Genomic DNA, 20938 nt, shown 5'->3' with positions numbered 1-20938 from the left:
CGGGGAGGGGGACCCGGGGGCGTGCAGCGGCGCCGGCCGCGCGTCAGCCGTGCAGCTTCACGGCCACTTCGGCGATGCGGCGGCCTTGATAGCGCGCCCCGTCCAGCTCGACCGCGGACGGCTGTCGGCTGCCGTCGCCGTCGGCGATGGTGGTCGCGCCATATGGCGATCCGCCCTTCACTTCATCGACGCCCAGCTGGCCCTGAAAGCCATAATCAAGACCGACGATCGTCATGCCGAAGTGCATCAGGTTCGTCAGGATCGAGAACAGGGTTACTTCCTGTCCGCCATGCTGGCTCGCGGACGAGGTGAAGGCACCACCGACCTTGCCGTTGAGCGCGCCGCGGAACCACAGGCCGCCGGCCTGGTCGAGGAACGACGCCATCTGGCTCGGCATCCGTCCGAAACGGGTCGGGGCGCCGATAACGATCGCGTCGTAATTGGCCAGTTCCTCGACGCTGCCGATCACGCCATGCGCGCTTTCGGTCTTGAAATGCGCCGCCGCGACGACCTCGGCGGGCGCGGTTTCGGGCACGCGCAGCACGTCGACCTGGGCGCCCGCACCGCGCGCACCGTCGGCGATCGCGTCGGCCATCTTCTCGATATGTCCGTAGGACGAGTAGTAGAGCACCAGAACCTTGGCCATTGTCATTCTCCTTGATGGGCCCGCGGCACGGGCCGGTTCACGCAGTTTACCGGGCGTCGACCAGGACGATTTCGGCGTCCTCGATGGCGGTGATCGTCACCTTCTGGCCGCCCGACAGCGCGACGCCGTCGCGGGCGTTGGTCCGCACGCCGTCGATGTCGATCGCTCCGGTGGCGGGGACCAGATAGGCGTGGCGGCCCGCGCCGACCTGATGGGTCACCTGGTCGCCCGCCTTCAGCGTTGCGCCAAGCACCCGCGCGTTGGCGCGAATGGGCAGCGCGTCGCCATCCTCGGCAAAGCCCGACGCCAGCGTCACGAAGCGGCCCGAGCGTTCGTCCTTCGGAAACGGCTTGGCGCCCCAGCTCGGCGAACCGCCGGGCGCATCGGGCTCGATCCAGATCTGAAAGATCCGGGTGGTCTCCGCTTCCAGATTATACTCCGCGTGGCGTACCCCGGTGCCCGCCGACATCACCTGGACATCTCCCGCCCCGGTGCGGCCCTGGTTGCCCATCGAATCCTGATGGGTGATCGCGCCCGAGCGGACATAGGTGATGATTTCCATGTCGCGATGGGGGTGGGGCGGAAAGCCGCTGTTGGCGGCGATTTCGTCATCGTTCCACACCCGGATCGCGCCCCAGCCCATGCGGGCGGGGTCATAATAGCTGGCGAACGAGAAGTGATGCCGTGCATTCAGCCAGCCATGGTCGGCATGGCCGAGGGTTTCAAAGGGTCTCTGGTCAATCATGGCGATTTCTCCATTGCGTGGTGCCTAGTTAGGGACCAGGATCGCGACGTAAATGGAAACGATCGAAACGCATCGTTTCGGGAGATGATGATGGCGCTGCCCGATTTCGAATCCTGGGCCATGTTCGCCAAGGTGGTGGAGCACCGTTCGTTCAGCGGCGCTGCGCAGGCACTGGGCGTTTCCAAGGCGACGATCTCCAAGGCGGTGTCGCGGCTGGAGACGCGGCTGGGCACGACGCTGTTCCACCGCACCTCGCGCAAGCTGACGCTGACCGACAATGGCCGCGATCTCGCCGAACGCGCGGCGCAGATCCTGGCGATGGGGGAGGCCGCCGAGGAAGCCGCCCGCGAATCCGCGACTGCGCCGAGCGGGCTGGTGCGGGTCGCCGCGCCCATGACCTTCGGCCTTCGCTATGTTGCGCCCGCGGTCGCCGACTTCCTTGTCGCCCATCCGGGAATCTCGATCGACCTCAGCCTGTCGGATGCGCGCATCGACATTGTCGAAGCGGGATTCGACATCGCGCTGCGCATCGCCGACCTGCCCGACAGCTCGCTGCGCGCACGCCGCCTCGCGCCGGTGACCACGCATATCGTCGCTTCCCCCGACTATCTCGACCGCAACGGGCGTCCCGCGCATCCCGCCGAGCTCGCCCGCCATGCCTGTATCGCCTATACCAACATAGCCAATCCCAGCGTCTGGCACTTCCGCCGCGGCACCGAGGAAGCCGCGGTGCGCCCGGCCGGACCGCTGCGCGCGGACAGTGGCGACGCGATGCTGCCGGCGCTGCGGGCGGGGCTGGGCATCGCGCGCCTGCCCGACTTCATCGTCGACGACGACCTGCGCCGCGGCACACTCGAATCGATCCTGCCCGACTGGGCGGGCAGTGGCATCGCGCTCCATCTGCTCACGCCCCCCGGCACCCTGCGCCCGGCGCGGGTCGAACTGCTGATCGCCTTTTTCGCGCAGCGGTTCCGCCAGCTCTGCCTGAGCGCCAACACCGCGTCGCCGATGCTGACGGATTCGTAACGACTCGTGGTTTCCAGCCAATTAGGACCAAATTAACCTTTTGCCTTCAAATCGGGTTAGGTTAATGCATGACCTTAATGCGTGGTCGGGGCCGTCGAACGGCGCCGGGCTCGTTTCACGGGGCAAGGGGACAACCATGCGTGTGTTGTTGATCGAGGACGAGCCGACCACCGCCAAGGCCATCGAGCTGATGCTCACCACCGAGGGCCTGAACGTCTATACGACCGACCTGGGCGAAGAGGGCTTGGACCTCGGCAAGCTCTATGATTACGACATCATCCTGCTCGACCTGAACCTGCCCGACATGCACGGCTATGACGTGCTGAAGAAGCTGCGGGTGGCGCGGGTGCAGACGCCGGTGCTGATCCTGTCGGGCATCAACGAAATGGATTCTAAGGTGCGATCGTTCGGCTTCGGCGCGGACGATTATGTCACCAAGCCGTTCCACCGCGAGGAACTCGTCGCCCGCATCCACGCGGTCGTCCGCCGGTCCAAGGGCCATTCGCAGTCGGTGATCCGCACCGGCAAGCTCGCGGTCAACCTGGACGCCAAGACGGTCGAAGTCGACGGCGCGCGCGTCCACCTGACCGGCAAGGAATATGCGATGCTCGAGCTGCTTTCGCTGCGCAAGGGCACCACGCTGACCAAGGAAATGTTCCTCAACCACCTGTATGGTGGGATGGACGAGCCCGAGCTCAAGATCATCGACGTCTTCATCTGCAAGCTGCGCAAGAAGCTGAGCATGGCGACCGACGGCGAGAATTACATCGAGACGGTGTGGGGCCGCGGCTATGTGCTGCGCGACACCGACGAAGGCGTGGCCACCGACACCAAGGTCGCCTGAACCCGAAAATTTATCGGCCCTGTCGGGCCAGCGTGCGGGGCGCGGTTTCGGGGGGAACCGCGCCCCGGTTCGTCTGCGGCGCGGATCGGCCGCGGGCTGGCGCGCAATATTGTTGCGAAGTTGCGGGCTGTGCGAGGTTGTACGCCCATCCGTGCATCGGCCGGCGGGCGTGGATGCGACGGGGAAGCAATCGGGCATCGCGGCGGCCTAGGGCGACCGGCGGTGCAGGACAGCGCCGGCGGGCGGTGCGCGGTGTGGCTGCCGGTGCATCCGGATGCCGCGCGCGAGGTTGCAGGCGGGTGCGCGCCTGCCAGCGGTGCTGCCGGGCGCCGGATCAAGGCGGGCGTGCGGGTCAGGCGGGTGCGTGCCTGGGGCCCCGCATCATGGATCGCGCCGACCGATGTTGAGCCGCCGCGCCACGGTCGGGTCGAGCACGGCCATCACGAAATAGGCGGCGAGCTGCTTGACGCGCTCCAGCCACGATCCGCGTGCGGCCAGCCAGTCGGGCGTGATCGGCTCGGACATCGCGACTTCGCCGTCGACGTAGGCGCGGACATGCGCCGCGAAGACGGGATCCTCGATCCGCAGCATCAGCTCGAGGTTGAGGAAGAGGCTGCGGATATCGAAATTGGCCGAGCCGATATGCACGACATCGTCGATCAGCAGCAGCTTGGTATGCAGTTTGGTCGGCAGATATTCGTGAATGGCGACGCCGCGGCGCACCAGCCCGCGATAGGTGAAGCGCGATGCCCAGATCGCCGGATAATTGTCGGTGACCGACGGCAGGACGATGCGCACGCGCGATCCGCGTGCCGCCGCGCGGCCCAGGCGGCGCAGCATCGACGGGCTTGGCGCGAAATAGGCGGCGATCAGGTCGATGCGCCGCGCGTGGGTCAGTTCGCGGCGGACGACGCGCGCCCAGGGCGACAGGCGTCGCGTCGGCCCGCCCATCAGCCAGCGGGTGACGCCTTCGGGTTCGCTCCACGCGCGCAGCAGCCGGGTCAGCGCGCGCACGGGTGCGCGGGGACGCCGCGCCCAGCGTTGCAGCGCATCGAAATAGCCCGCCAGCCGCGCCGCCGCGTCGCCTTCGACCCACAGGCCCAGGTCGCGCCAGTTGAGGCCGGCCGCGGCGCCGAAATAATCCTCCCCGATGTTGAACCCGCCGATGATCGCGCGGCTGCGATCGGCGAGCGCGAGCTTCTGGTGATTGCGCAGCAGGTAGCGGCGACCGAATTTGGGCAGGAAGCGGGTCAGGTCGACCCCGGCCTGTTCGAGCGGCGCAAAGAAGCCCGCGCGGTCGGCCGCCGCGCTGCCCAGCCCGTCGATGATCAGCGCGACCGCGACGCCGCGCCGGGCGGCGGCGGCAATCGCATCGCGGATGCGCGTCGCCACCGGATCGTCCTCGAAGATGTAATAGAGCAGGTCGAGCGAGGTCTGTGCCCCGTCGATCAGCTCCAGCAGCGCCGCCAGCCGCGCCTCGCCGGTTTCGAGCAGGCGCAGCCGGTTGCCCGCGACCGTGAAGACAGGATCGGGGCGCACGGTGTCGTCCATGGCGATGCTGTGGGGTCGATCGGCCGGCGACGCAAGTCGAGGGTGGCGGGCGGCGCGCGGCGCGGGCGGGGGCATGACGTTGACATTGCGCGCCCATCGATCTACCTGCTCGCCTTTCCCGAATTCCGTAAGCGAAGGAAGCGTGGCATGGCGCGCGTGACAGTCGAAGATTGCGTCGACAAGGTTCCCAACCGGTTCGATCTCGTCCTGCTGGCGGCGCAGCGCGCCCGGCAGATTTCGGGCGGTGCGGAGCTGACGATCGACCGCGATCGCGACAAGAACCCGGTGGTGGCGCTGCGCGAGATTGCCGAGGAAACGATCCGTCCCGACCATCTCGAGGAAGCGGTCGTCTCCAGCCTGCAGCGCGTCCAGGTCGATGACGAGGAAGCGCCCGACGATGTCGGCTCGCTCGCCGCGTCGGCGGAGGCGCTGCGCCTCACCGCGGCCGCGCCGCCGCGCAACCAGAATCTGGGTGGCGACTACGACGGTTGAGTCGCTGATTTAGAACGTCGCCCCGGCGCAGGGGCTCCCGCAAACCATTACTTTGCGGGGAACCGCGCAGGCCGGGACCGCTATCCACTGTAGCGCAACATTTGCCAGCGGCCCCGGCCTGCGCCGGGGCGACGCGTCTTGGCCATGCACGCGGTGAGCCGTCACCCGACCTCGTGCCGGGGTGACGACAGCGGGGCGGTGGTGCGCGGGTGACGCTTTCTTCGGACGCACGCTTTGTGCCGGCAGCCCCTCGGCCGGGGCGATGCTAGCTGTCGCTTGCAGTCGACCGGCCCTTGAAGCCTTGGGCGATCACATACCATTCGGATGAATCCTTGCGGCTCGCCGGTGGCTTGGCGTGCTTGACGGTCGCGAAATTGCGCTTCAGCCCGGCGACGAGCGTGTTGTCCGCCCCGCCCGCCAGCACCTTGGCGACGAACGCGCCGCCGGGGCGCAGGACGTCGCAGGCGAAATCCGAACCTGCCTCGACCAGCGCCATGGTGCGCAGATGGTCGGTCTGGGGGTGGCCGACGGTGTTCGCCGCCATGTCGGACAGCACGATGTCGGCGGGGCCGCCCAGCGCCTCGACCAGCAGCTCGACCGCACGATCGGACAGGAAATCCATCTGCAGGATCGTCACGCCGTCGATCGGGTCGACGGGCAACAGGTCGATGCCGACGATCGCCGCCTGGGGTACCTGTTTGCGCACCACCTGTGCCCAGCCGCCCGGCGCGATGCCCAGGTCGACGACGCGGCGCGCGCCCTTCAGCAAGCCGAAGCGTTCGTCGAGCTCGATCAGCTTGTAGGCGGCGCGGCTGCGATAGCCCTCCGCCTTGGCGCGGCGGACATAGGGGTCGTTCAATTGGCGTTCCAGCCATCGCGTCGACTGGGCGCTGCGTCCGCGCGCGGTGCGCACCCGCTGATGGCCGGGGCGGCCGATGTTGCGGCTCACGCGGTGCCGCCCTGCATCAACCGGCGCAAAATGCCTTCGCGGATGCCGCGATCGGCGACGCCCAGCCGTTCGGCCGGCCACAGATCGAGGATCGATTCGAGGATGGCGCAGCCCGCGACGACCAGGTCGGCGCGCTCCTGGCCGATGCACGGGATGGCGGCGCGATCGTTGAGGTCGAGGCCGGCCAGCCGCGTGCTGATCGCGCGCATGGCATCGGCGCTCACGGTCAGCCCGTCGACCTGGGCGCGGTCATAGCTGGCGAGCGCCAGGTGGACGCTGGCCAGCGTCGTCACCGTGCCGCTGGTGCCGAGCATGCGCAGCGGCGGCCCGTCGGCGATCCCGCGCGCGTCGAGCCGCGCCGCAAAGGGCGCGAAGGCCGCGCTCGCCACTTCGCGCATTCGGCGATAGGCGGCCGCGCGGGCGGCGCCATCGGTGCCGTCGCCGCCACCATGCGCCTCCGTCAGCGACACGACGCCCCATGGCGCGCTGTGCCAGTCGAGCACGCGGAAGCGGTCGGCATGGCCGTCGATCAGCACCAGTTCGGTCGACCCGCCGCCGATGTCGAACACCAGCGCCGGGCCGTCGCCGGCTTCGAGAAGATTGTGGCAGCCCAGGACCGCAAGCCGCGCTTCTTCCTCCGCGCTGATGATGTCGAGCCGGATGCCGGTTTCCTCCTGCACCCGCGCGATGAAGGCCGCGCCATTGGCGGCGCGCCGGCATGCCTCGGTCGCGACCGAGCGGGCGAGCGTGACCTGGCGGCGGCGCAGCTTGTCGGCACAGATGCGCAAGGCCGCGATCGTCCGCTCGATCGCCGCATCGCTGAGCCGGCCGCTCGACGCCAGCCCCTCGCCCAGCCGGACGATGCGCGAAAAGGCGTCGACGACCGCGAAGCCCTCGCGCTGCGGCCGCGCGATCAGCAGCCGGCAATTGTTGGTGCCCAGATCCAGCGCGGCGTAGAGGCCGGGATGATGCCGCGGGGCGCGGGGTTCGGGCGGACGTGGTTCGGCGGTGCGTGGCCGCTGCTGGCCCCCGGGGTTACGGGGGCCCGGTCGCCGCGATGGCGGCAGATGGGCGGGACTTTCCCCCATTGCATACTCACTTCGGTTCTTCCGTCACAGCGAAGTCGCTGCTCGGCGCTTGGGACAAAGGCTATCGCAATGTCGACGCGCGGGCAAGCGGCGCCGCCACGGCCACATCGCCGCCCCCTTGACCCCTCCCGACGCGCGCTTTAGAGCCGCCCGCGATTGCCCCGTCGTCTAAAGGTAAGACCACGGACTCTGACTCCGTTAATTGAGGTTCGAATCCTCACGGGGCATCCAGCCACCTTTGCCAGCCATCATGCAACGCCGTCCACCAAGAAAGGCTCGTATGCCTCGCGGCCACGTGCCGCGCGGGATCAGAAGATACCGCCGCCGAGGATCAGGCGCAGCGTGCCGATCACCAGCACGACGAGGTTGAGGTTGCGCCCGGAATTCGAGCTCGACAGCGCGCCGATACCCGCGCCGACCACCGCGAAGGGCAGGATTAGCCAGTTGGCCCAGCCGAGCAGCGGGAAGAACGCGACCGCGACCAAGGCGAGCGCGACGATGCCGATGAGAATCGAGATCAGGTTCAGCATGGCGGTTCCTCCGTACGGCCGACCCTTAGGGCCTGGCTGCGGGCGTTAACAGAAATTTTATCAATTAACTGTCTTTGCACAGACTTTCTTAACCTTCGCGACTCAAGGCTCGTGCGATGATGCAGGAGCTGTTTGGATGACGCATTCCCTTTTGCGCGCGACGGGCGCGGCGCTGCTCGTACTGGGGCTGGCCGCGTGCCAGTCCGAACCGGACAATGCGCTGGTCGCGCTCGACGATGCCCTGCTGGAAGGGGACAACCGCACCGCGGCGCCAGCCGCCGCCAATGCGACCGATGCGGGAATCGTCGTCGACCCGCGCGTCGCCGGCGCGGCGACCGACAATGCGCCGGCGGCGACGCCCGGCGCACTCGCGAAGGGACGAAAGAACGCCGCCGCCTGCGCGACCGAAGTCGACTATTCGCCGCAATGGGCCGAAAAGCTGCCCCGCGACCTGCCGATGACGCCCGATGCGCGGCTGATCGAGGCGGCGGGCAATGCCAAGGGCGATTGCGCGCTGCGCGTCGTCAATTTCACGACCGCGCTGCCGGTGGAGAAGGCGATCGACTGGTATCAGGCGCGCGCGACCAAGGCGGGCTACAGTGCCGAGCGTCAGCGCGACGGCGCGCAGCACGTGCTGGGCGGCGTGCGCGAGCGCGACGGCGCGGCCTATGTCGTGTTCCTGAGCGCGCGGCGCGAAGGCGGCACCGAAATCGACCTGGTCGCCAATCGCGGGGCGTGAGCGCGTCGCGTCGCCGTCGCGGCGCGCGGCCATTTCCCTGAAGGCCGATACGCGCTACGGCAGCGCCAGATGCCTAATCTCGTTCTTGTAATGATCGGCGGCGCGATCGGGTCGGCCGCACGCTACCTGGTCGGCCGCGCCGCGCTCGCTTCGTTCGGGCCCGCGCTTCCGTGGGGGACGCTGATCGTCAATCTGGGCGGCGGGCTGGCGATGGGCGCGGTGGCGGCGTGGCTGGCGCGCGGGCCGGCGACCGCGGGCGAGCCGGCACGGCTGCTGATCGCGGTCGGCGTGCTGGGGGGCTTCACTACCTTCTCGGCCTTTTCGCTCGACGTCGTGACCCTGATCGAGCGCGGCGCATGGGGACCGGCGATCGGCTATGCGCTGGTGTCGGTGGTGGGATCGGTGCTGGCGCTGTTCGCGGGCCTGTCGATCGTCAGGGGGCTGGCATGAGCGAGGGCGCGCGCGAGGTCCGCCAGTTCACCGTCGCCGCCGATGACGACGGCATCCGGCTCGACCGCTGGTTCAAGCGGCACCTGCCCGAAGCGAGCTTCAACACCGTGTCGCGCTGGGCGCGCACCGGCCAGTTGCGCGTCGACGGCGCGCGCGCGACGCCGGGCGACCGGCTGGCCGCGGGCCAGGTGCTGCGCGTGCCGCCCGCCGAGCCCGAAAAGCCCGACACCGCGGCGCGGGCCAAGCCGGCGCGCAAGCCGCTATCGGCCGAGGAGGTCGAGCTGGCGCAGGCGATGGTCATCCATCGCGACGCGCAGGCGATCGTGCTCAACAAGCCGCCGGGCCTCGCGACGCAGGGGGGCACCAAGACGACGTCGCATGTCGACGGGCTGCTCGACGCGCTGACCTTCGAGCTCGAGGCGCGGCCCAAGCTCGTCCACCGGCTGGACAAGGACACGTCGGGCGCGCTGCTGCTCGCGCGCACCGCGCGGGCGGCGGCGTTCTTCTCCAAGCATTTTTCGGGGCGCAGCGCCCGCAAGGTCTATTGGGCGCTGGTCGTCGGCGTGCCGCAGATCGAGGACGGCTATATCGACCTGCCGATCGCCAAGCAGCCGGGGACGGGCGGCGAGAAGATGCATGTCGACGAGGCGGAGGGGCAGGCGGCGCGCACCCGCTATCGCGTGATCGAACGCGCGGGCAACCGTGCCGCCTGGGTCGAGCTGCAGCCGCTGACCGGGCGCACCCACCAGTTGCGCGTGCACATGGCGGCGATCGGCCACCCGATCGTCGGCGACGGCAAATATGGCGGGCCGGAGGCGTTCCTGAGCGGGCGGATCAGCCGCAAGATGCACCTGCACGCACGCCGCATCCGCATCGACCACCCCGATGGTGGGCGGATCGACGTCACCGCCGGCTTGCCCGATCACATCGCCGAATCGATGGCGACGCTGGGCTTCGACGTGGCGCAGGGCGATGCGATGATGATCGACGACGCGCCGCCGCCGCCGAGCCGGGCGCAGCTGAAGGCCAAGGCGAAGGCGCATGCCAAGACGGTGCGCAAGGAACGGCGCGGCGAACGGCGCAGCCGGGGGAGCGGCGCCTGATGCACCCCAATCCTGCGTTTCGGTGGGAGGATATGGGCGCGATGCGCGCCTATGTCGCCGATCGCGGCTTTGCCCGTTTGTTCGCCGCGACCCCGGAGGGCCCCATGGTCGCACATTTGCCCGTGACGCTGGCCGGGACGCCGGATGCAATCGCGTTTCACGTCGCGCGCGGCAACCGGATTACCCGGTATCTGGAGGGGGCAGGCGCGATGATCGTCGTGGACGGCCCCGACGGTTATGTCAGCCCGGACTGGTACGGCATGGGCCCGGACGAAGTGCCGACATGGAATTATCTGGCGGTCGAGATCACCGGGCGCATCGTGGCGATGCCGCGCGCCGCGATGATGGAGCAGGTTGACGCGCTAGCCGACGCGAACGAGCCGCGTCTGGCACCCAAGCCGGCGTGGCGCCGCGCAAAGGCCGATCCGGCTAGAATCGAGCGGATGGCCGACGCGATCCTGGGGTTCGAGCTTCGCGAAACGAAATGGCACGGAACCGCCAAACTCAATCAGAACAAGCCCGAGGCGGCGCGGTTCGCCGCCGCCGCCGCGCTTGAACAAGCCGGTCAGACCGCGATTGCGCGCGCGATGCGTAACCCGCCGGTGCTGCGATGACTCGACTGGTGGTCTTCGATTGCGACGGCACGCTGGTCGATGGCCAGGCGAACATCTGCATCGCGATGGAGCGGGCATATGACGGCGACGGCCTGACACCGCCCGACCGCCACGCCATTCGTCGCATCGTCGGGCTGAGCGTGCAGGATGCCGTCGCGGTGCTGTCCCCCGCGCTCGACGCCGCCGCGCACCTGCGGCTCGCGGAGGCATTCAAGGCCCATTTCCAGGCGCTGCGCACCTCCGCGCTGTTCCAGGCGGAACCGCTGTACGAGGGGATTCGCGAGCTGCTCGCCGGGCTGGCGTCGGCGGGCTGGGTGCTGGGGGTCGCGACGGGCAAGTCGGATCGCGGCCTGCGCCTCGTGCTCGAACATCACGGGCTCGCCGACCATTTCGTCACGCTGCAGACCGCCGACCGGCACCCGTCGAAGCCGCACCCCGCGATGATCCATGCCGCCATGGCCCAGGCGGACGCGAAGCCCGAGACGACGATCATGATCGGCGACACCAGCTATGACATGGCGATGGCGGTCGCGGCGGGCGTGCATCCGGTCGGGGTCGACTGGGGCTATCACGACCGCGACGAGCTGGTCGCGGCCGGCGCGCGCTTTGTCGCCGATCACGCCCGCGACCTCACCCGTTATCTGGAGCACGCATGAGCAGCGACGACGAGGAACGGGCCCGCAACCGATACTTCACCTTGGTCGGCGTGCACCTGGCGGCGACTGCGGGCGCGGTGTTCGGGCTGGTCATCGTCGGCCGTGCCGCCGCGTTCGAGACGCGGTTGCTGGGCGCGGCGATCCTGCTCGCGGCGGTCTATGTCATGGCGGTCGTCCCGCGCAGCCTGGCGCGGCGGTGGCGCACGCCGCCGGGCGCATGAAGCGCTTCTGGCGATCGGTCACGGTCGCGGATGCCGGGGCGGGCTGGCAGGTGCGGCTCGACGACCGCACGGTCAACACGCCGGGGCGCGTGCCGCTGGCGCTGCCGACCGAACGACTGGCCGATGCCGTCGCGCGCGAATGGGACGCGGTCGGCGATCGGATCGATCCCGCCGCCATGCGGCTTACCGGCCTCGCCAACGCGGCGATCGACCGGATCGCGCCTGATCCCGCCGGGTTCGCGGCGGGCATCGCGGCCTATGCGGCGAGCGACCTGCTCTGCTATCGCGCCGATGCGCCGCCGCCGCTGGTCGCGCGCCAGCAGGCGGTGTGGGACCCGCTGCTCGACTGGGCGCGCCGGCGTTACGACGTGCATTTCGTCGTCACCACCGGCGTGATGCATGTCGATCAGCCGGCCGCGACCCTGGTGCGGTTGAGCGATGCGGTTGCGGCACGGCCGGCATTCGTGCTGGCGCCGCTGTCTTCGCTGGTGCGGCTGAGCGGATCGCTGGTGATCGGGCTGGCGCTCGCCGAGGGCGCGGTGGATGCGGCGACCGGCTGGGCCGCGGCGCAGGTCGACGAGGACTGGCAGACCGAGCAATGGGGCGAAGACAGCCTGGCCGCCGAGGCGCGGGCGGGGCGGCGGATGGATTTTGATGCGGCGGTGCGGTTCCTGGCGCTGCTCGACGATCGGGGATGAGGCGCATTCGCCCGTCACCCCGACACGAGGCCGGGGTGAGGGCGATCTGGGTCAGTGCCAAAGCAAGGATGATTGCACCGCGGCCGGAGACCCATGTCTCACGACTTGGGCCGGTTACTTCATCAATTCGCGGATGAAGCCGATCAGGCCGGGCTGGCGCGACCGCTTCATGCGTTCGGTGACCAGGATCTGGCGGACCTTTTCAAAGCAGCGATCGACATCGTCGTTGACGAGCACATAGTCATAGCCGTCCCAATGGCTGACCTCGGCCGCGGCACGTGCCATGCGCGCGTCGATGACCTCCGCGCTGTCGGTGGCGCGCGCGGTCAACCGGCGGCGCAGCTCCGCCATCGACGGCGGCAGGATGAAGACGCGCACGACGTCGCCGCCCTTCAGCTGGAACAGCTGCTGCGCCCCCTGCCAGTCAATGTCGAACAGCACGTCCTGCCCGAGCGTGAGCATCGCTTCGACCTGCGCGCGCGGCGTGCCGTAACGGTGGCCGAAGACATGCGCCCATTCGAGAAAGGCGTGTTCCGCCACCATCTGCTTGAAGCGGTCGGTCTCGATGAAATGATAATCCTGGCCGTCGACTTCGCCCGGCCGTATCGGGCGGGTCGTCGCGGACACCGACATGCCGAGTCCCGGTTCGGCGTCGAGGAGCTTGCGCGCGATCGTCGACTTGCCCGCGCCCGATGGCGAGGACAGGACGAACAGCACGCCGCGGCGATGAAAGCCGTGCGGATCGGGTTCGGGGACGAAGGCCATGCGCGCCCTTGCCGTGTGCAGGGGCCGCTCGTCAAGCTGCCAGCACGATGCGTCGCCCCGGCGCAGGCCGGGGCCTCCATCCACTGTCGCGCAACATTTGCCAGAGGCCCCGACCTACGCCGGGGCGACGTAAGGGTTTAGCCGGGGCGACGTGTGGGTTGCGCCGGGGCGACCGCGCGGATCAGCGGCGTCGGCGCGCCTTGTGGCGGTCATAGGCCTTTTTCGCGACATAGCCGCCGCCGATCACCATGCCCAGCGGCCCCATGCGGCGCAGCAACCCCGCCGCCGCCCAGCCCAGCGCCGCGCCCTTGACGCCGCCGCTGCCGTCGCGTCGATCGATCTCGCGTCCGACAAGCGCGCCGATCACATGCCTGATCATCCTTCACCTCCGCCAAACAGCCGGTCGCCGGCCTGTCCGATGCCACGCAGCACCGCCCAGCCGACAAAATAGGTGACCGCGACCGGAATCGCCACCTTGAGGACGTTGGCAGTGACGGCGCCGATGATCGCGCCGTCGGCGACGCCGTCCTCGCCGCTCATCCCGTCGATCGCGCCGCCGATCAGCGCGCCAATGGTGGTTGCACCCAAAACCGGTCTCCTTGAATTGCTGGTCCCGCCGTCAACGCGCCAGCCGTCGGCGGGTTCAATCGCCGACCATCGTCTCGGGGCGCACCACGCGGTCGAAGGTCGCCGCGTCGACCAGGCCGAGCGCCAGCCCCGCCTCCTTGAGCGTCAGGCCATGCGCATGGGCATGCTTGGCGATCTTGGCCGCATTGTCATAGCCGATCTCGGGCGCGAGCGCGGTGACCAGCATCAGCGACCGGTCGCGCAGCTCGGCGATGCGCGCTTCATTGGCGACGAGGCCGTCGACGCAGTGATCGGCGAAGCTGCGCATCCCGATCGCCAGCAGCTCGATCGAGCGCAGCACCGCCGCGCCGATCATCGGCTTGAACACATTGAGCTCCAGATGGCCCTGCAGACCGCCGACCGTCACCGCCTGATGATTGCCGATCACTTGCGCTGCGACCATCGTCAGCATTTCGCACTGGGTTGGATTGACCTTGCCCGGCATGATCGAGCTGCCGGGTTCGTTGGCGGGCAGGTCGATCTCGCCCAGCCCCGATCGCGGGCCCGAGCCGAGCAGCCGGATGTCGTTGGCGATCTTCGTCAGCGCGACCGCAAGGGTCGCGAGCGTCGATGACAGATGGACGAGCGGGTCGTTGGAGGCGAGTGCCTCGAACTTGTTGTCGGCGGTGCGGAAGGGCAGCCCGGTCAGCGCGGCGATTTCCGCCGCGACGGCGGTGTCGAAGCCCGGCGGCGCGTTGAGCCCCGTGCCGACCGCGGTGCCGCCCTGCGCCAGCGCGGTCATGCCGTGCATCACCGCCGGTTCGATCCGCGCGCGACAGCGATAGAGCTGGTGGACATAGCCTGAAAATTCCTGCCCCAGCGTGACCGGGGTCGCATCCTGAAGATGCGTGCGGCCGATCTTGATGAGGCCCGCCCACGCCTTCGCCTTCACAGCGAGTGCGTCGTGCAGCCGGTCGAGTGCGGGCATCAGGTCGCGCGTCGCGGCGATCGCGGCGGCGATGTGGAGGGCGGTGGGAAAGCTGTCGTTCGACGACTGGCTCATGTTGACATGGTCGTTGGGGTGCACGGGTGACTTGCCCCCGCGCCTGCCGGTCAGCGCCTCGTTCGCGCGGCCGGCGATCACCTCGTTGACGTTCATGTTGCTCTGGGTCCCGCTGCCCGTCTGCCAGATGACCAGCGGAAACTGGTCGTCGAGCACCCCGTCCGCGACTTCGACGGCTGCCGCCTCGATCGCGTCGGCGACGGCGGGGTCGAGCCCGTGCGCACGGTTCACGCGTGCCGCCGCCTGCTTGATGCGGGCGAGCGCGTGGATGATGCCGATCGGCATGCGTTCGTGAGCAGGGAAGGGAAAATTGCCGATCGACCGCTGCGTCTGCGCGCCCCAATAGGCGTCGGCCGGAACCTCGATCGATCCGATCGAGTCGCTCTCGGTACGCGTCGCGCTCATGGCATTCTCCCGTGGCTGGCCCGCGCCCAAGCTGGGGTCGCGCGCCGGCTTCGCCAAGGCGCGGGCTTGCGATTGTTTGCCGCGCCGATCGCGTGTTGCCCGCGCGCGGCACGCGGCATAGGACGGCGGTCATGGCGCGCGCGATGCTCACCCTGCTGGTCCTGCTGATCACGGTCGGCTGCGAGCGCCGCCCCGACAATGTGCCGGTGGTGGTCAGCGTCGTCGGCGGGCGCGCCGGCCTGGTCGAACCGTCGCAGCGCGACATGACCGAGCCGCAGCGCGTCCTGGTCGGCGCGACCGCGCAGGGGCTGGTCCGCTTCGACGCCAATGGCCAGGTCGAGCCGGGGCTGGCCGAACGCTGGATCATGATCGACGACGGCACCAGCTACATCTTCCGGCTGGGCGAGGCTGAATGGGCCGACGGCAGCCGCGTGACGGCGGGCGACGTGGTCGCGGTGCTCAACCGCGCGATCGCCGAAGGATCGGCCAACCGGCTCCAGCCCTTCCTCGCCAACATCAACGAAGCGGTCGAAATGACGCCGCAGATCGTCGAGCTGCGCCTGAGGCGGCCGGTGCCCAATTTGTTGCAGCTGCTCGCCCAGCCCGAGCTGGCGATCATCCGCGCGCGCGGGCTGACCGGCAGCGGGCCGTTCCGCGTGGCCGAGCGCGAGGGCGGCAGCCTGGTGCTCAGCCCGGTGTTCGACCCGGTCGCCAATCCCGATGCGGCCGAGCCGCAGCCCGAGGACCTGGTGCGCCTGCGTGGCGAGCGCGCGGCGCTGGCGATCGCCCGCTTCGCCGCGCTCGCCTCCGACCTCGTGCTGGGCGGCAGCTATCTCGACTGGCCGCTGCTCGGCCTGGCCGAGCTGCCGCCGCGCAGCGTGCGCACCGATCCCGCCGCCGGGCTGTTCGGCTTTGCCGTCATCGGTCGCCAGGGTTTCCTGGCGTCCAGCACCGCGCGCGAGGCGGTGGCGATGGCGATCGACCGGCCGCGGCTGCTCGCCCAGTTCCGCCAGGACTGGGCCCCGGCGGAGACGATCCTGCCCGAGCCGCTCGATTCCGCCGCGCCGCCCGCCGAGCCGAGCTGGCGGTCGCTCAATTACGATATCCGGCTGGCACTGGCGCGCACTCGGGTAAACAACTGGGCGGCCGATCAAGGCGCGCCGGCGATCCGCATCGCGCTGCCCGACGGGCCGGGTGCCAACCTGGTCTGGGGTGCGGTTGCCGCGGACCTACGCGCGGCGGGGATGCGACCCCAGCGCGTCGGGATGCGTGCCGCCGCCGACCTGATCCTGATCGACGTGGTTGCGCCGACCGACACCGCGCGCTGGTATCTGACGTCGGCGTGCGTGCGCTGTGCCGACGACGCGGCGACGCTGATCGATGCGGCACGCGACGCGACGACGACCGACGCCAAGCGCCAGCGCCTGGCGGAAGCGGACGCGGCGCTGACTGCGGATGCCGCCTTCATCCCGATCGCGCGACCGCTGCGTTGGTCGCTGGTCGCGCCGCGGCTGCGCCAGTGGCAGGGCAATGCGCGCGGGTGGCATCCGTTGAATCGATTGCGCGCCGACCCCAATTAGAGGCTATGGCCAAACCCAACTCCGTCGACCCCGCTACCCTGGACCGCATCGCCGCCGCATTGCAGGTCGGCACCGACCCCGCATCGGTCCGGCGCCGGGTCGAGGCGATCGAGCGCGTGCTCGAACGCGCCTTCACCATCCCGGGCACGCAGCAGCAGTTCGGGCTCGACGCGCTGCTCAGCCTGTTGCCCGTCGGCGGCAGCTTCATCGCCGCCGCGATGGGCAGCTATATCCTTTGGGAAGCGCGCAATCTGGGGCTCAGCCGGCTTCAGATGGCGCGGATGGCGGGCAATGTCGGTTTCGACTGGTTGCTGGGCCTGATCCCGGTCGTCGGCGCGGTGCCCGACCTGTTCTTTCGATCCAACAGCCGCAACCTGAAGATCATCCGCCGTCATCTGGACAAGCATCATCCGGCGACGGTCACGATCCAGGGCTAGCGCGCGTTCACTGACGCGCGGAACGGATCAGCGGCTGCGCCAGATGCGCAGCCGTCCGCCCGTCGGCTGGCGTTGGTGCGCGGGACAGGCGCGATAGCGAAAGCGCGTGTCGAGGCATACCCACAGCTCGTCGAGCCACCCGCCTTTCGCGGTCGTCACCCGCATCATGTCGGCCCGCAGCCCCGGATTGGCGCGCGCGACCGCGGTGGCGAATTGCGCGACGGTCAGGTCTCGACGCCGCGACAGCGCGTCCATGTCGGGATAGCGCAGCCGTGCGTAGAGCCGCGTCGCCCGCCCGAAATAGGCCGCCGCGCCACCGTCCATGCAGCTCCCATGTTTGGCCCATTCGTGCTGGAGCAGCTGGACCGAAGGGGTCGCGCACAGATTGGCGCGCACGACCGGCTCGCTCAGCAGCGGCACGGCCCGGCAATATTGCGGCCATACCCGGTCGCGACCGTCGGGCCACAGCCCGTGGAGCGTGAAGCCGAAGCGGTTGCCCGCGCCGCACTGGAACCGGTCGTTCCTGTCGCGTGCATTCTCGCGGCAATATTGCGGCGCCCAGCTGAGCGCGAGCGTGTAGCCGCCGATCGGGACGACCCGGCGCGGCGTCTGCGCATCGGGCCCGTCGGGGCGCGGACGCGGCAGATCGGCAGGGATCGCGCAGCGATAGGCCTGGGCCAGTGCGCTCCCCGGCGCAAGGAGCACGCATGCGGCCATCGCCGCGATCGCGGCGCGCCGGATCACGTCCGCGGCTCGACATCCGGCTGCGCGTCGGACGCGAACCAGGTGACAGTGTCGCGGCGGAACAGGCACAGCAGCGACGCGACCGCGAATACCCATGAGATGATGTTGACCACGGTCGACGGCCCGAACACGAACATGTCGGACAGCGCGGTATTCAGGAACAGGCCGGCGCTGATGAAATACAGCACCGCCATCACCCAGCGCGCGGTGTTGTTGCCGCGCCGCGCGATCAGCAGCCACAGCAGGAACGACAGGCCGAGATTGATGACGATGCCGATGATCAGCAACGGCGTCGCCAGCGCGGCGATGTTGGGATCGGCGCTGAGCTGTTCGCGCACGGGACCCCAGGCCAGCAGCGTCGCCACGATGCCGAGCAGGACGCTGATCCAGAACAGGCGTTCGAACAGGATGATCGACTTGGGACGGGACACGCGCGACTCCCCATAGCGTGACGGTAACATGAATACTAACTTCACCGCGTTGCGCGGCAAGCCGCAAACCTAATTGAAGTCGAGTCCGACATCGGCGGCCGGCGCGGACTGAGTCAGCCGCCCGACGCTGACATAGGTGACGCCCGTTTCGGCGATCGCGCGGATCGTGTCCAGTCGTACCCCGCCCGATGCCTCGGTCGGCACGCGGCCCGCGACCAGGTCGACGGCGCGGCGCAGCGTCGCCAGGTCCATATTGTCGAGCAGCAGGTGGGTTGCGCCTGCATCGATCGCGGGCGCGATCTGTTCGGTCCGGTCGACCTCGACGATGATGCGTGTGATCCCCGCCGTGACGGCGCGGCGCACCGCCTCGCCCACCGATCCGGCGACGGCGACATGATTGTCCTTGATCATCGCGGCGTCCCACAGGCCCATGCGATGATTGGTCGCGCCGCCCATGCGGGTCGCATATTTCTCCAGCACGCGCAGCCCCGGCAGCGTCTTGCGCGTGTCGAGCAGGGTCGCGCCCGTGCCCGCGATCGCATCGACATAGGCGCGCGCCAGCGTCGCGACGCCCGACAGATGCTGGACGGTGTTGAGCGCGCTGCGTTCGGCGGTCAGCATCGCGCGCGCATTGCCCGACAGGCGCATCAGGTGCGTGCCGGCCGGAACCGCATCGCCGTCGGCGACCAGGCGCGTGATCGCCATGTCGGGCTGGATCGCGCGGAAGAACGCCTCAGCGAGTTCAAGTCCCGCGACGACGATCGCGTCGCGGCTGGACATCACGCCGTCGAAGCGCGCGTCGGCGGGAATGACCGCGGCCGACGTGATGTCGCCGATCGCGCCCAGATCCTCGGCCAGCGTCGCGGCGACGAACGCGTCGCGGTCAAACCCCGCCAGAGTCATCGATGCTTTCATGCTGCGTCCCCAGTCCGCGAACCGCGCCCTGATAGGCAAGTTGCGCCAGATCGCCAGCCTGAAACGGCTTGCGCAGCAAATGGGTGTCGGCATCCATCACCGCGTCCAGCGCGGCGCTGTCCGAAAACCCGCTGACCAGGATGATCGGCAGGTTCGGTGCGGTCTGGCGCACCCGGCGCACCACCTCGGCCCCGTTCATCTCGGGCATCGCGAAGTCGACGACCATCAGCGCCGGGTCGCTGTCGCGCAGCGCGGCCAGCCCCGGTGCGCCGCCGTCAAAGGCCTCGACCCGATAGCCAAGCTGGTCCAGCGTGTCTGCGATCACCTGGCGCACGCCATCATCGTCGTCGATCACCATCACCCGCACATCATCGTGCGGCGCGCGCGGCGCGGGTGTCTCGCTGGCGAGGTTGAGGCTCGGGACGTCAAGCAGTTCGGTCTCCTGGTCGCGTCGCAGCAGGATGGTGACGGTCGTGCCCTGTCCAGGCCGGGTGTCGATGTGAAGCGCACCGCCCGACTGCTTGGCGACGCCATAGACCATGCTGAGGCCTAGGCCCGTGCCCTTGCCGACCCCTTTGGTCGTGAAGAACGGGTCGAGCGCGCGCCGTGCGACTTCGGGAACCATGCCCGAGCCCTGATCGGTGACGCGGATCGCCACATATTCGCCCGGCTCGACCCCGGGTGCCTCGCCGAACCGGATCCGGGTACGTTGGGTCGAAATGGCCAGCGTGCCGCCGTCGGGCATCGCGTCGCGCGAATTGATCGCGAGATTGAGGATCGCGAGCTCGAGCTGGGTACGATCCGCCAGCACCGTGCTTTCCTGACCCTCCAGCCGGGTTTCCAGCCGGATCGTCGGCGTCAGGCTGCGCTGGATCAGATCATGCATGCCGCCGATCAGCGCGTTCACTTCGACCGGGCGCAGCTCCATCCGCTGGACGCGCGAAAAGGCGAGCAGCTGGTGAGTCAGACGGGCGCCCCGCTCGACCGCACCGATCGCGCTCTGCGTCCAGCGCTTGACCGCGTCGAGCCGGTCCGGCTGCTGGCGGATGAGATCCAGATTTCCGGCGACTGCCTGAAGCAGATTGTTGAAGTCATGCGCGATTCCGCCAGTCAGCTGGCCGATCGCGTCGATCTTCTGCGCCTGGACCAGAGCCTCTTCGGCACGTTCGCGCTCGCCGATCTGTGCCTTGAGCTCGGCAAGCGCCGTGTCGCGCTGCTCGACCATGCTGGCCAGCTCCTGGTTGGCCAACTGCAGCTGCTGGGACGACGGGATGGCGAGCAGCCGGGGGATGAGCATCCACAACAGGATGGCGGTCGGCACCGATGCCGCCGCGGTCACCAGCTTGATCAGCGCTTCCAGCCCGTAATCGCCGTGCCACAGGTTCCAGATCGCGATCAGATGCGATGTCCCGCAGGCGAGAATGAACATCGCGAACAGCCAGAAGATCGCGCCGAACTGAAGGTCGCGGCGGCGCCGGACGAAGCTGACCAGGGCGACGGGGATCGAGAAATAGGACGCCGCGATCAGACCGTCGGAGATGACATGGGTCCAGACCAGTTCCGGCTGCCACAACAGGCAGTAGCCGTGCGGCGCGAATTCGCCGGCTAACAGTCGGTCGACATAATTCTGCATGGCTTGTCCCCAGCCCCATCAGGCCAAAGCGGCCCCCGGCGCCAGC

At 69.1% G+C, this 20938-nt stretch carries 26 protein-coding genes and 1 tRNA gene; 13 read left to right on the top strand and 14 right to left on the bottom strand.

From position 1 onward, the window contains the following. Positions 1-43: 43 nt before the first annotated feature. The gene (gene wrbA / locus AX709_RS03910) at positions 44-646 is read right to left on the bottom strand and encodes an NAD(P)H:quinone oxidoreductase (protein ID WP_066547004.1); all 603 of its coding nucleotides are present in this window, start codon (positions 644-646) and stop codon (positions 44-46) included. 46 nt (positions 647-692) lie between these two features. Then, positions 693-1391, bottom strand: coding sequence for a pirin family protein (locus AX709_RS03905; RefSeq protein ID WP_066482154.1), 699 nt, complete (start codon positions 1389-1391; stop codon positions 693-695). 90 nt (positions 1392-1481) lie between these two features. Here AX709_RS03905 and AX709_RS03900 point away from each other — a divergent pair, with 90 nt between their 5' ends. Both AX709_RS03900 and ctrA read left to right on the top strand, forming a co-directional pair. Beyond that, positions 1482-2417: a LysR family transcriptional regulator gene (locus AX709_RS03900; protein ID WP_066547108.1), complete on the top strand. Its 936-nt coding sequence runs from the start codon at positions 1482-1484 to the stop codon at positions 2415-2417. 136 nt (positions 2418-2553) lie between these two features. Beyond that, positions 2554-3261, top strand: a complete 708-nt coding sequence (gene ctrA / locus AX709_RS03895; RefSeq protein WP_066482152.1) for a response regulator transcription factor CtrA — start codon at positions 2554-2556, stop codon at positions 3259-3261. Positions 3262-3642: 381 nt separating this feature from the next. Here ctrA and AX709_RS03890 read toward each other — a convergent pair whose 3' ends face one another. Next, positions 3643-4812 carry a phospholipase D-like domain-containing protein gene (locus tag AX709_RS03890; RefSeq protein ID WP_066547001.1) on the bottom strand — a complete coding sequence of 390 codons (1170 nt, stop codon included), beginning with the start codon at positions 4810-4812 and terminating at the stop codon, positions 3643-3645. A gap of 147 nt (positions 4813-4959) precedes the next feature. On the opposite strand from AX709_RS03890, the gene rpoZ reads away from it, so the two are divergent. After that, on the top strand, positions 4960-5304 hold the full coding sequence (rpoZ, locus tag AX709_RS03885) for a DNA-directed RNA polymerase subunit omega (protein WP_066482264.1): 345 nt from the start codon (positions 4960-4962) through the stop codon (positions 5302-5304). A 265-nt stretch (positions 5305-5569) separates the two neighbouring features. Here the strand turns inward: rpoZ and AX709_RS03880 are convergent, their stop codons facing one another. Together AX709_RS03880 and AX709_RS03875 are read right to left on the bottom strand one after the other, a co-directional pair. Further along, the gene (locus AX709_RS03880; RefSeq protein ID WP_066482149.1) at positions 5570-6253 is read right to left on the bottom strand and encodes an RlmE family RNA methyltransferase; all 684 of its coding nucleotides are present in this window, start codon (positions 6251-6253) and stop codon (positions 5570-5572) included. Continuing rightward, positions 6250-7341, bottom strand: coding sequence for a Ppx/GppA phosphatase family protein (locus tag AX709_RS03875; RefSeq protein ID WP_066546998.1), 1092 nt, complete (start codon positions 7339-7341; stop codon positions 6250-6252). Before AX709_RS03875 ends, AX709_RS03880 begins: the two co-directional genes overlap by 4 nt. Before the next feature lie 157 nt (positions 7342-7498). Here AX709_RS03875 and AX709_RS03870 point away from each other — a divergent pair. Beyond that, a tRNA-Gln gene (locus AX709_RS03870) sits at positions 7499-7572 on the top strand. Positions 7573-7649: 77 nt separating this feature from the next. On the opposite strand, the gene AX709_RS03865 is transcribed toward AX709_RS03870, so the two are convergent. Next, entirely contained in the window at positions 7650-7871 is a 222-nt protein-coding gene (locus tag AX709_RS03865) for a hypothetical protein (RefSeq protein WP_066482145.1), read from the bottom strand. Between the two features lie 136 nt (positions 7872-8007). Between AX709_RS03865 and AX709_RS03860 the strand changes: the two genes are divergently transcribed. The 7 genes from AX709_RS03860 (at position 8008) to AX709_RS03830 (ending at position 12352) form a co-directional block, all read left to right on the top strand. Beyond that, entirely contained in the window at positions 8008-8610 is a 603-nt protein-coding gene (locus tag AX709_RS03860; protein ID WP_066546996.1) for a hypothetical protein, read from the top strand. A 69-nt stretch (positions 8611-8679) separates the two neighbouring features. Next, positions 8680-9060, top strand: a complete 381-nt coding sequence (gene crcB, locus AX709_RS03855) for a fluoride efflux transporter CrcB (protein WP_082731220.1) — start codon at positions 8680-8682, stop codon at positions 9058-9060. Then, on the top strand, positions 9057-10163 hold the full coding sequence (locus AX709_RS03850) for an RluA family pseudouridine synthase (RefSeq protein ID WP_066546994.1): 1107 nt from the start codon (positions 9057-9059) through the stop codon (positions 10161-10163). The genes crcB and AX709_RS03850 overlap by 4 nt, the downstream gene beginning before the upstream one ends. After that, entirely contained in the window at positions 10163-10777 is a 615-nt protein-coding gene (locus tag AX709_RS03845) for an FMN-binding negative transcriptional regulator (protein ID WP_066546991.1), read from the top strand. Before AX709_RS03850 ends, AX709_RS03845 begins: the two co-directional genes overlap by 1 nt. Further along, positions 10774-11433: an HAD-IA family hydrolase gene (locus tag AX709_RS03840; RefSeq protein WP_066546989.1), complete on the top strand. Its 660-nt coding sequence runs from the start codon at positions 10774-10776 to the stop codon at positions 11431-11433. Before AX709_RS03845 ends, AX709_RS03840 begins: the two co-directional genes overlap by 4 nt. Further along, positions 11430-11654, top strand: coding sequence for a hypothetical protein (locus AX709_RS03835; protein ID WP_066482136.1), 225 nt, complete (start codon positions 11430-11432; stop codon positions 11652-11654). Before AX709_RS03840 ends, AX709_RS03835 begins: the two co-directional genes overlap by 4 nt. Further along, complete coding sequence (locus AX709_RS03830; RefSeq protein WP_066547106.1) at positions 11651-12352, top strand: ATP12 family chaperone protein; 702 nt, start codon at positions 11651-11653, stop codon at positions 12350-12352. Before AX709_RS03835 ends, AX709_RS03830 begins: the two co-directional genes overlap by 4 nt. A 114-nt stretch (positions 12353-12466) precedes the next feature. Here AX709_RS03830 and gmk read toward each other — a convergent pair whose 3' ends face one another. The 4 genes from gmk to fumC all read right to left on the bottom strand — a co-directional run bounded on the left by gmk (position 12467) and on the right by fumC (position 15152). After that, the gene (gene gmk / locus AX709_RS03825) at positions 12467-13117 is read right to left on the bottom strand and encodes a guanylate kinase (RefSeq protein ID WP_066482132.1); all 651 of its coding nucleotides are present in this window, start codon (positions 13115-13117) and stop codon (positions 12467-12469) included. Positions 13118-13298: 181 nt separating this feature from the next. Beyond that, positions 13299-13496, bottom strand: coding sequence for a hypothetical protein (locus AX709_RS03820; protein ID WP_066482130.1), 198 nt, complete (start codon positions 13494-13496; stop codon positions 13299-13301). Continuing rightward, a complete protein-coding gene (locus AX709_RS03815; protein ID WP_066482128.1) occupies positions 13493-13705 on the bottom strand; it encodes a hypothetical protein in 213 nt (70 codons plus the stop codon). Before AX709_RS03815 ends, AX709_RS03820 begins: the two co-directional genes overlap by 4 nt. A gap of 55 nt (positions 13706-13760) precedes the next feature. Further along, positions 13761-15152: a class II fumarate hydratase gene (gene fumC, locus AX709_RS03810; protein WP_066546986.1), complete on the bottom strand. Its 1392-nt coding sequence runs from the start codon at positions 15150-15152 to the stop codon at positions 13761-13763. A gap of 131 nt (positions 15153-15283) precedes the next feature. On the opposite strand from fumC, the gene AX709_RS03805 reads away from it, so the two are divergent. Together AX709_RS03805 and AX709_RS03800 are read left to right on the top strand one after the other, a co-directional pair. After that, the gene (locus tag AX709_RS03805; RefSeq protein ID WP_066546983.1) at positions 15284-16732 is read left to right on the top strand and encodes an ABC transporter substrate-binding protein; all 1449 of its coding nucleotides are present in this window, start codon (positions 15284-15286) and stop codon (positions 16730-16732) included. Positions 16733-16737: 5 nt separating this feature from the next. Next, on the top strand, positions 16738-17169 hold the full coding sequence (locus AX709_RS03800) for a DUF4112 domain-containing protein (protein ID WP_066546980.1): 432 nt from the start codon (positions 16738-16740) through the stop codon (positions 17167-17169). Between the two features lie 27 nt (positions 17170-17196). Here AX709_RS03800 and AX709_RS03795 read toward each other — a convergent pair whose 3' ends face one another. From AX709_RS03795 to AX709_RS03780, 4 genes are all read right to left on the bottom strand, one after another. Further along, positions 17197-17913 (bottom strand): ribonuclease T2, encoded by a 717-nt coding sequence (locus AX709_RS03795; RefSeq protein ID WP_066546976.1) that lies wholly within the window; start codon positions 17911-17913, stop codon positions 17197-17199. Further along, entirely contained in the window at positions 17910-18344 is a 435-nt protein-coding gene (locus AX709_RS03790) for a hypothetical protein (protein WP_156437817.1), read from the bottom strand. Before AX709_RS03790 ends, AX709_RS03795 begins: the two co-directional genes overlap by 4 nt. Positions 18345-18413: 69 nt before the next feature. Next, positions 18414-19259: a carboxylating nicotinate-nucleotide diphosphorylase gene (nadC, locus tag AX709_RS03785; RefSeq protein WP_066546968.1), complete on the bottom strand. Its 846-nt coding sequence runs from the start codon at positions 19257-19259 to the stop codon at positions 18414-18416. Beyond that, positions 19228-20892, bottom strand: a complete 1665-nt coding sequence (locus tag AX709_RS03780) for a response regulator (protein WP_066546967.1) — start codon at positions 20890-20892, stop codon at positions 19228-19230. The genes nadC and AX709_RS03780 overlap by 32 nt, the downstream gene beginning before the upstream one ends. Positions 20893-20938 lie beyond the last annotated feature (46 nt).

The organism is Sphingomonas sp. CCH15-F11 (genome assembly GCF_001557005.1).
Classification (GTDB): Bacteria; Pseudomonadota; Alphaproteobacteria; order Sphingomonadales; family Sphingomonadaceae; genus Sphingomonas.
This window is presented reverse-complemented; position numbering and strand designations above follow the sequence as displayed.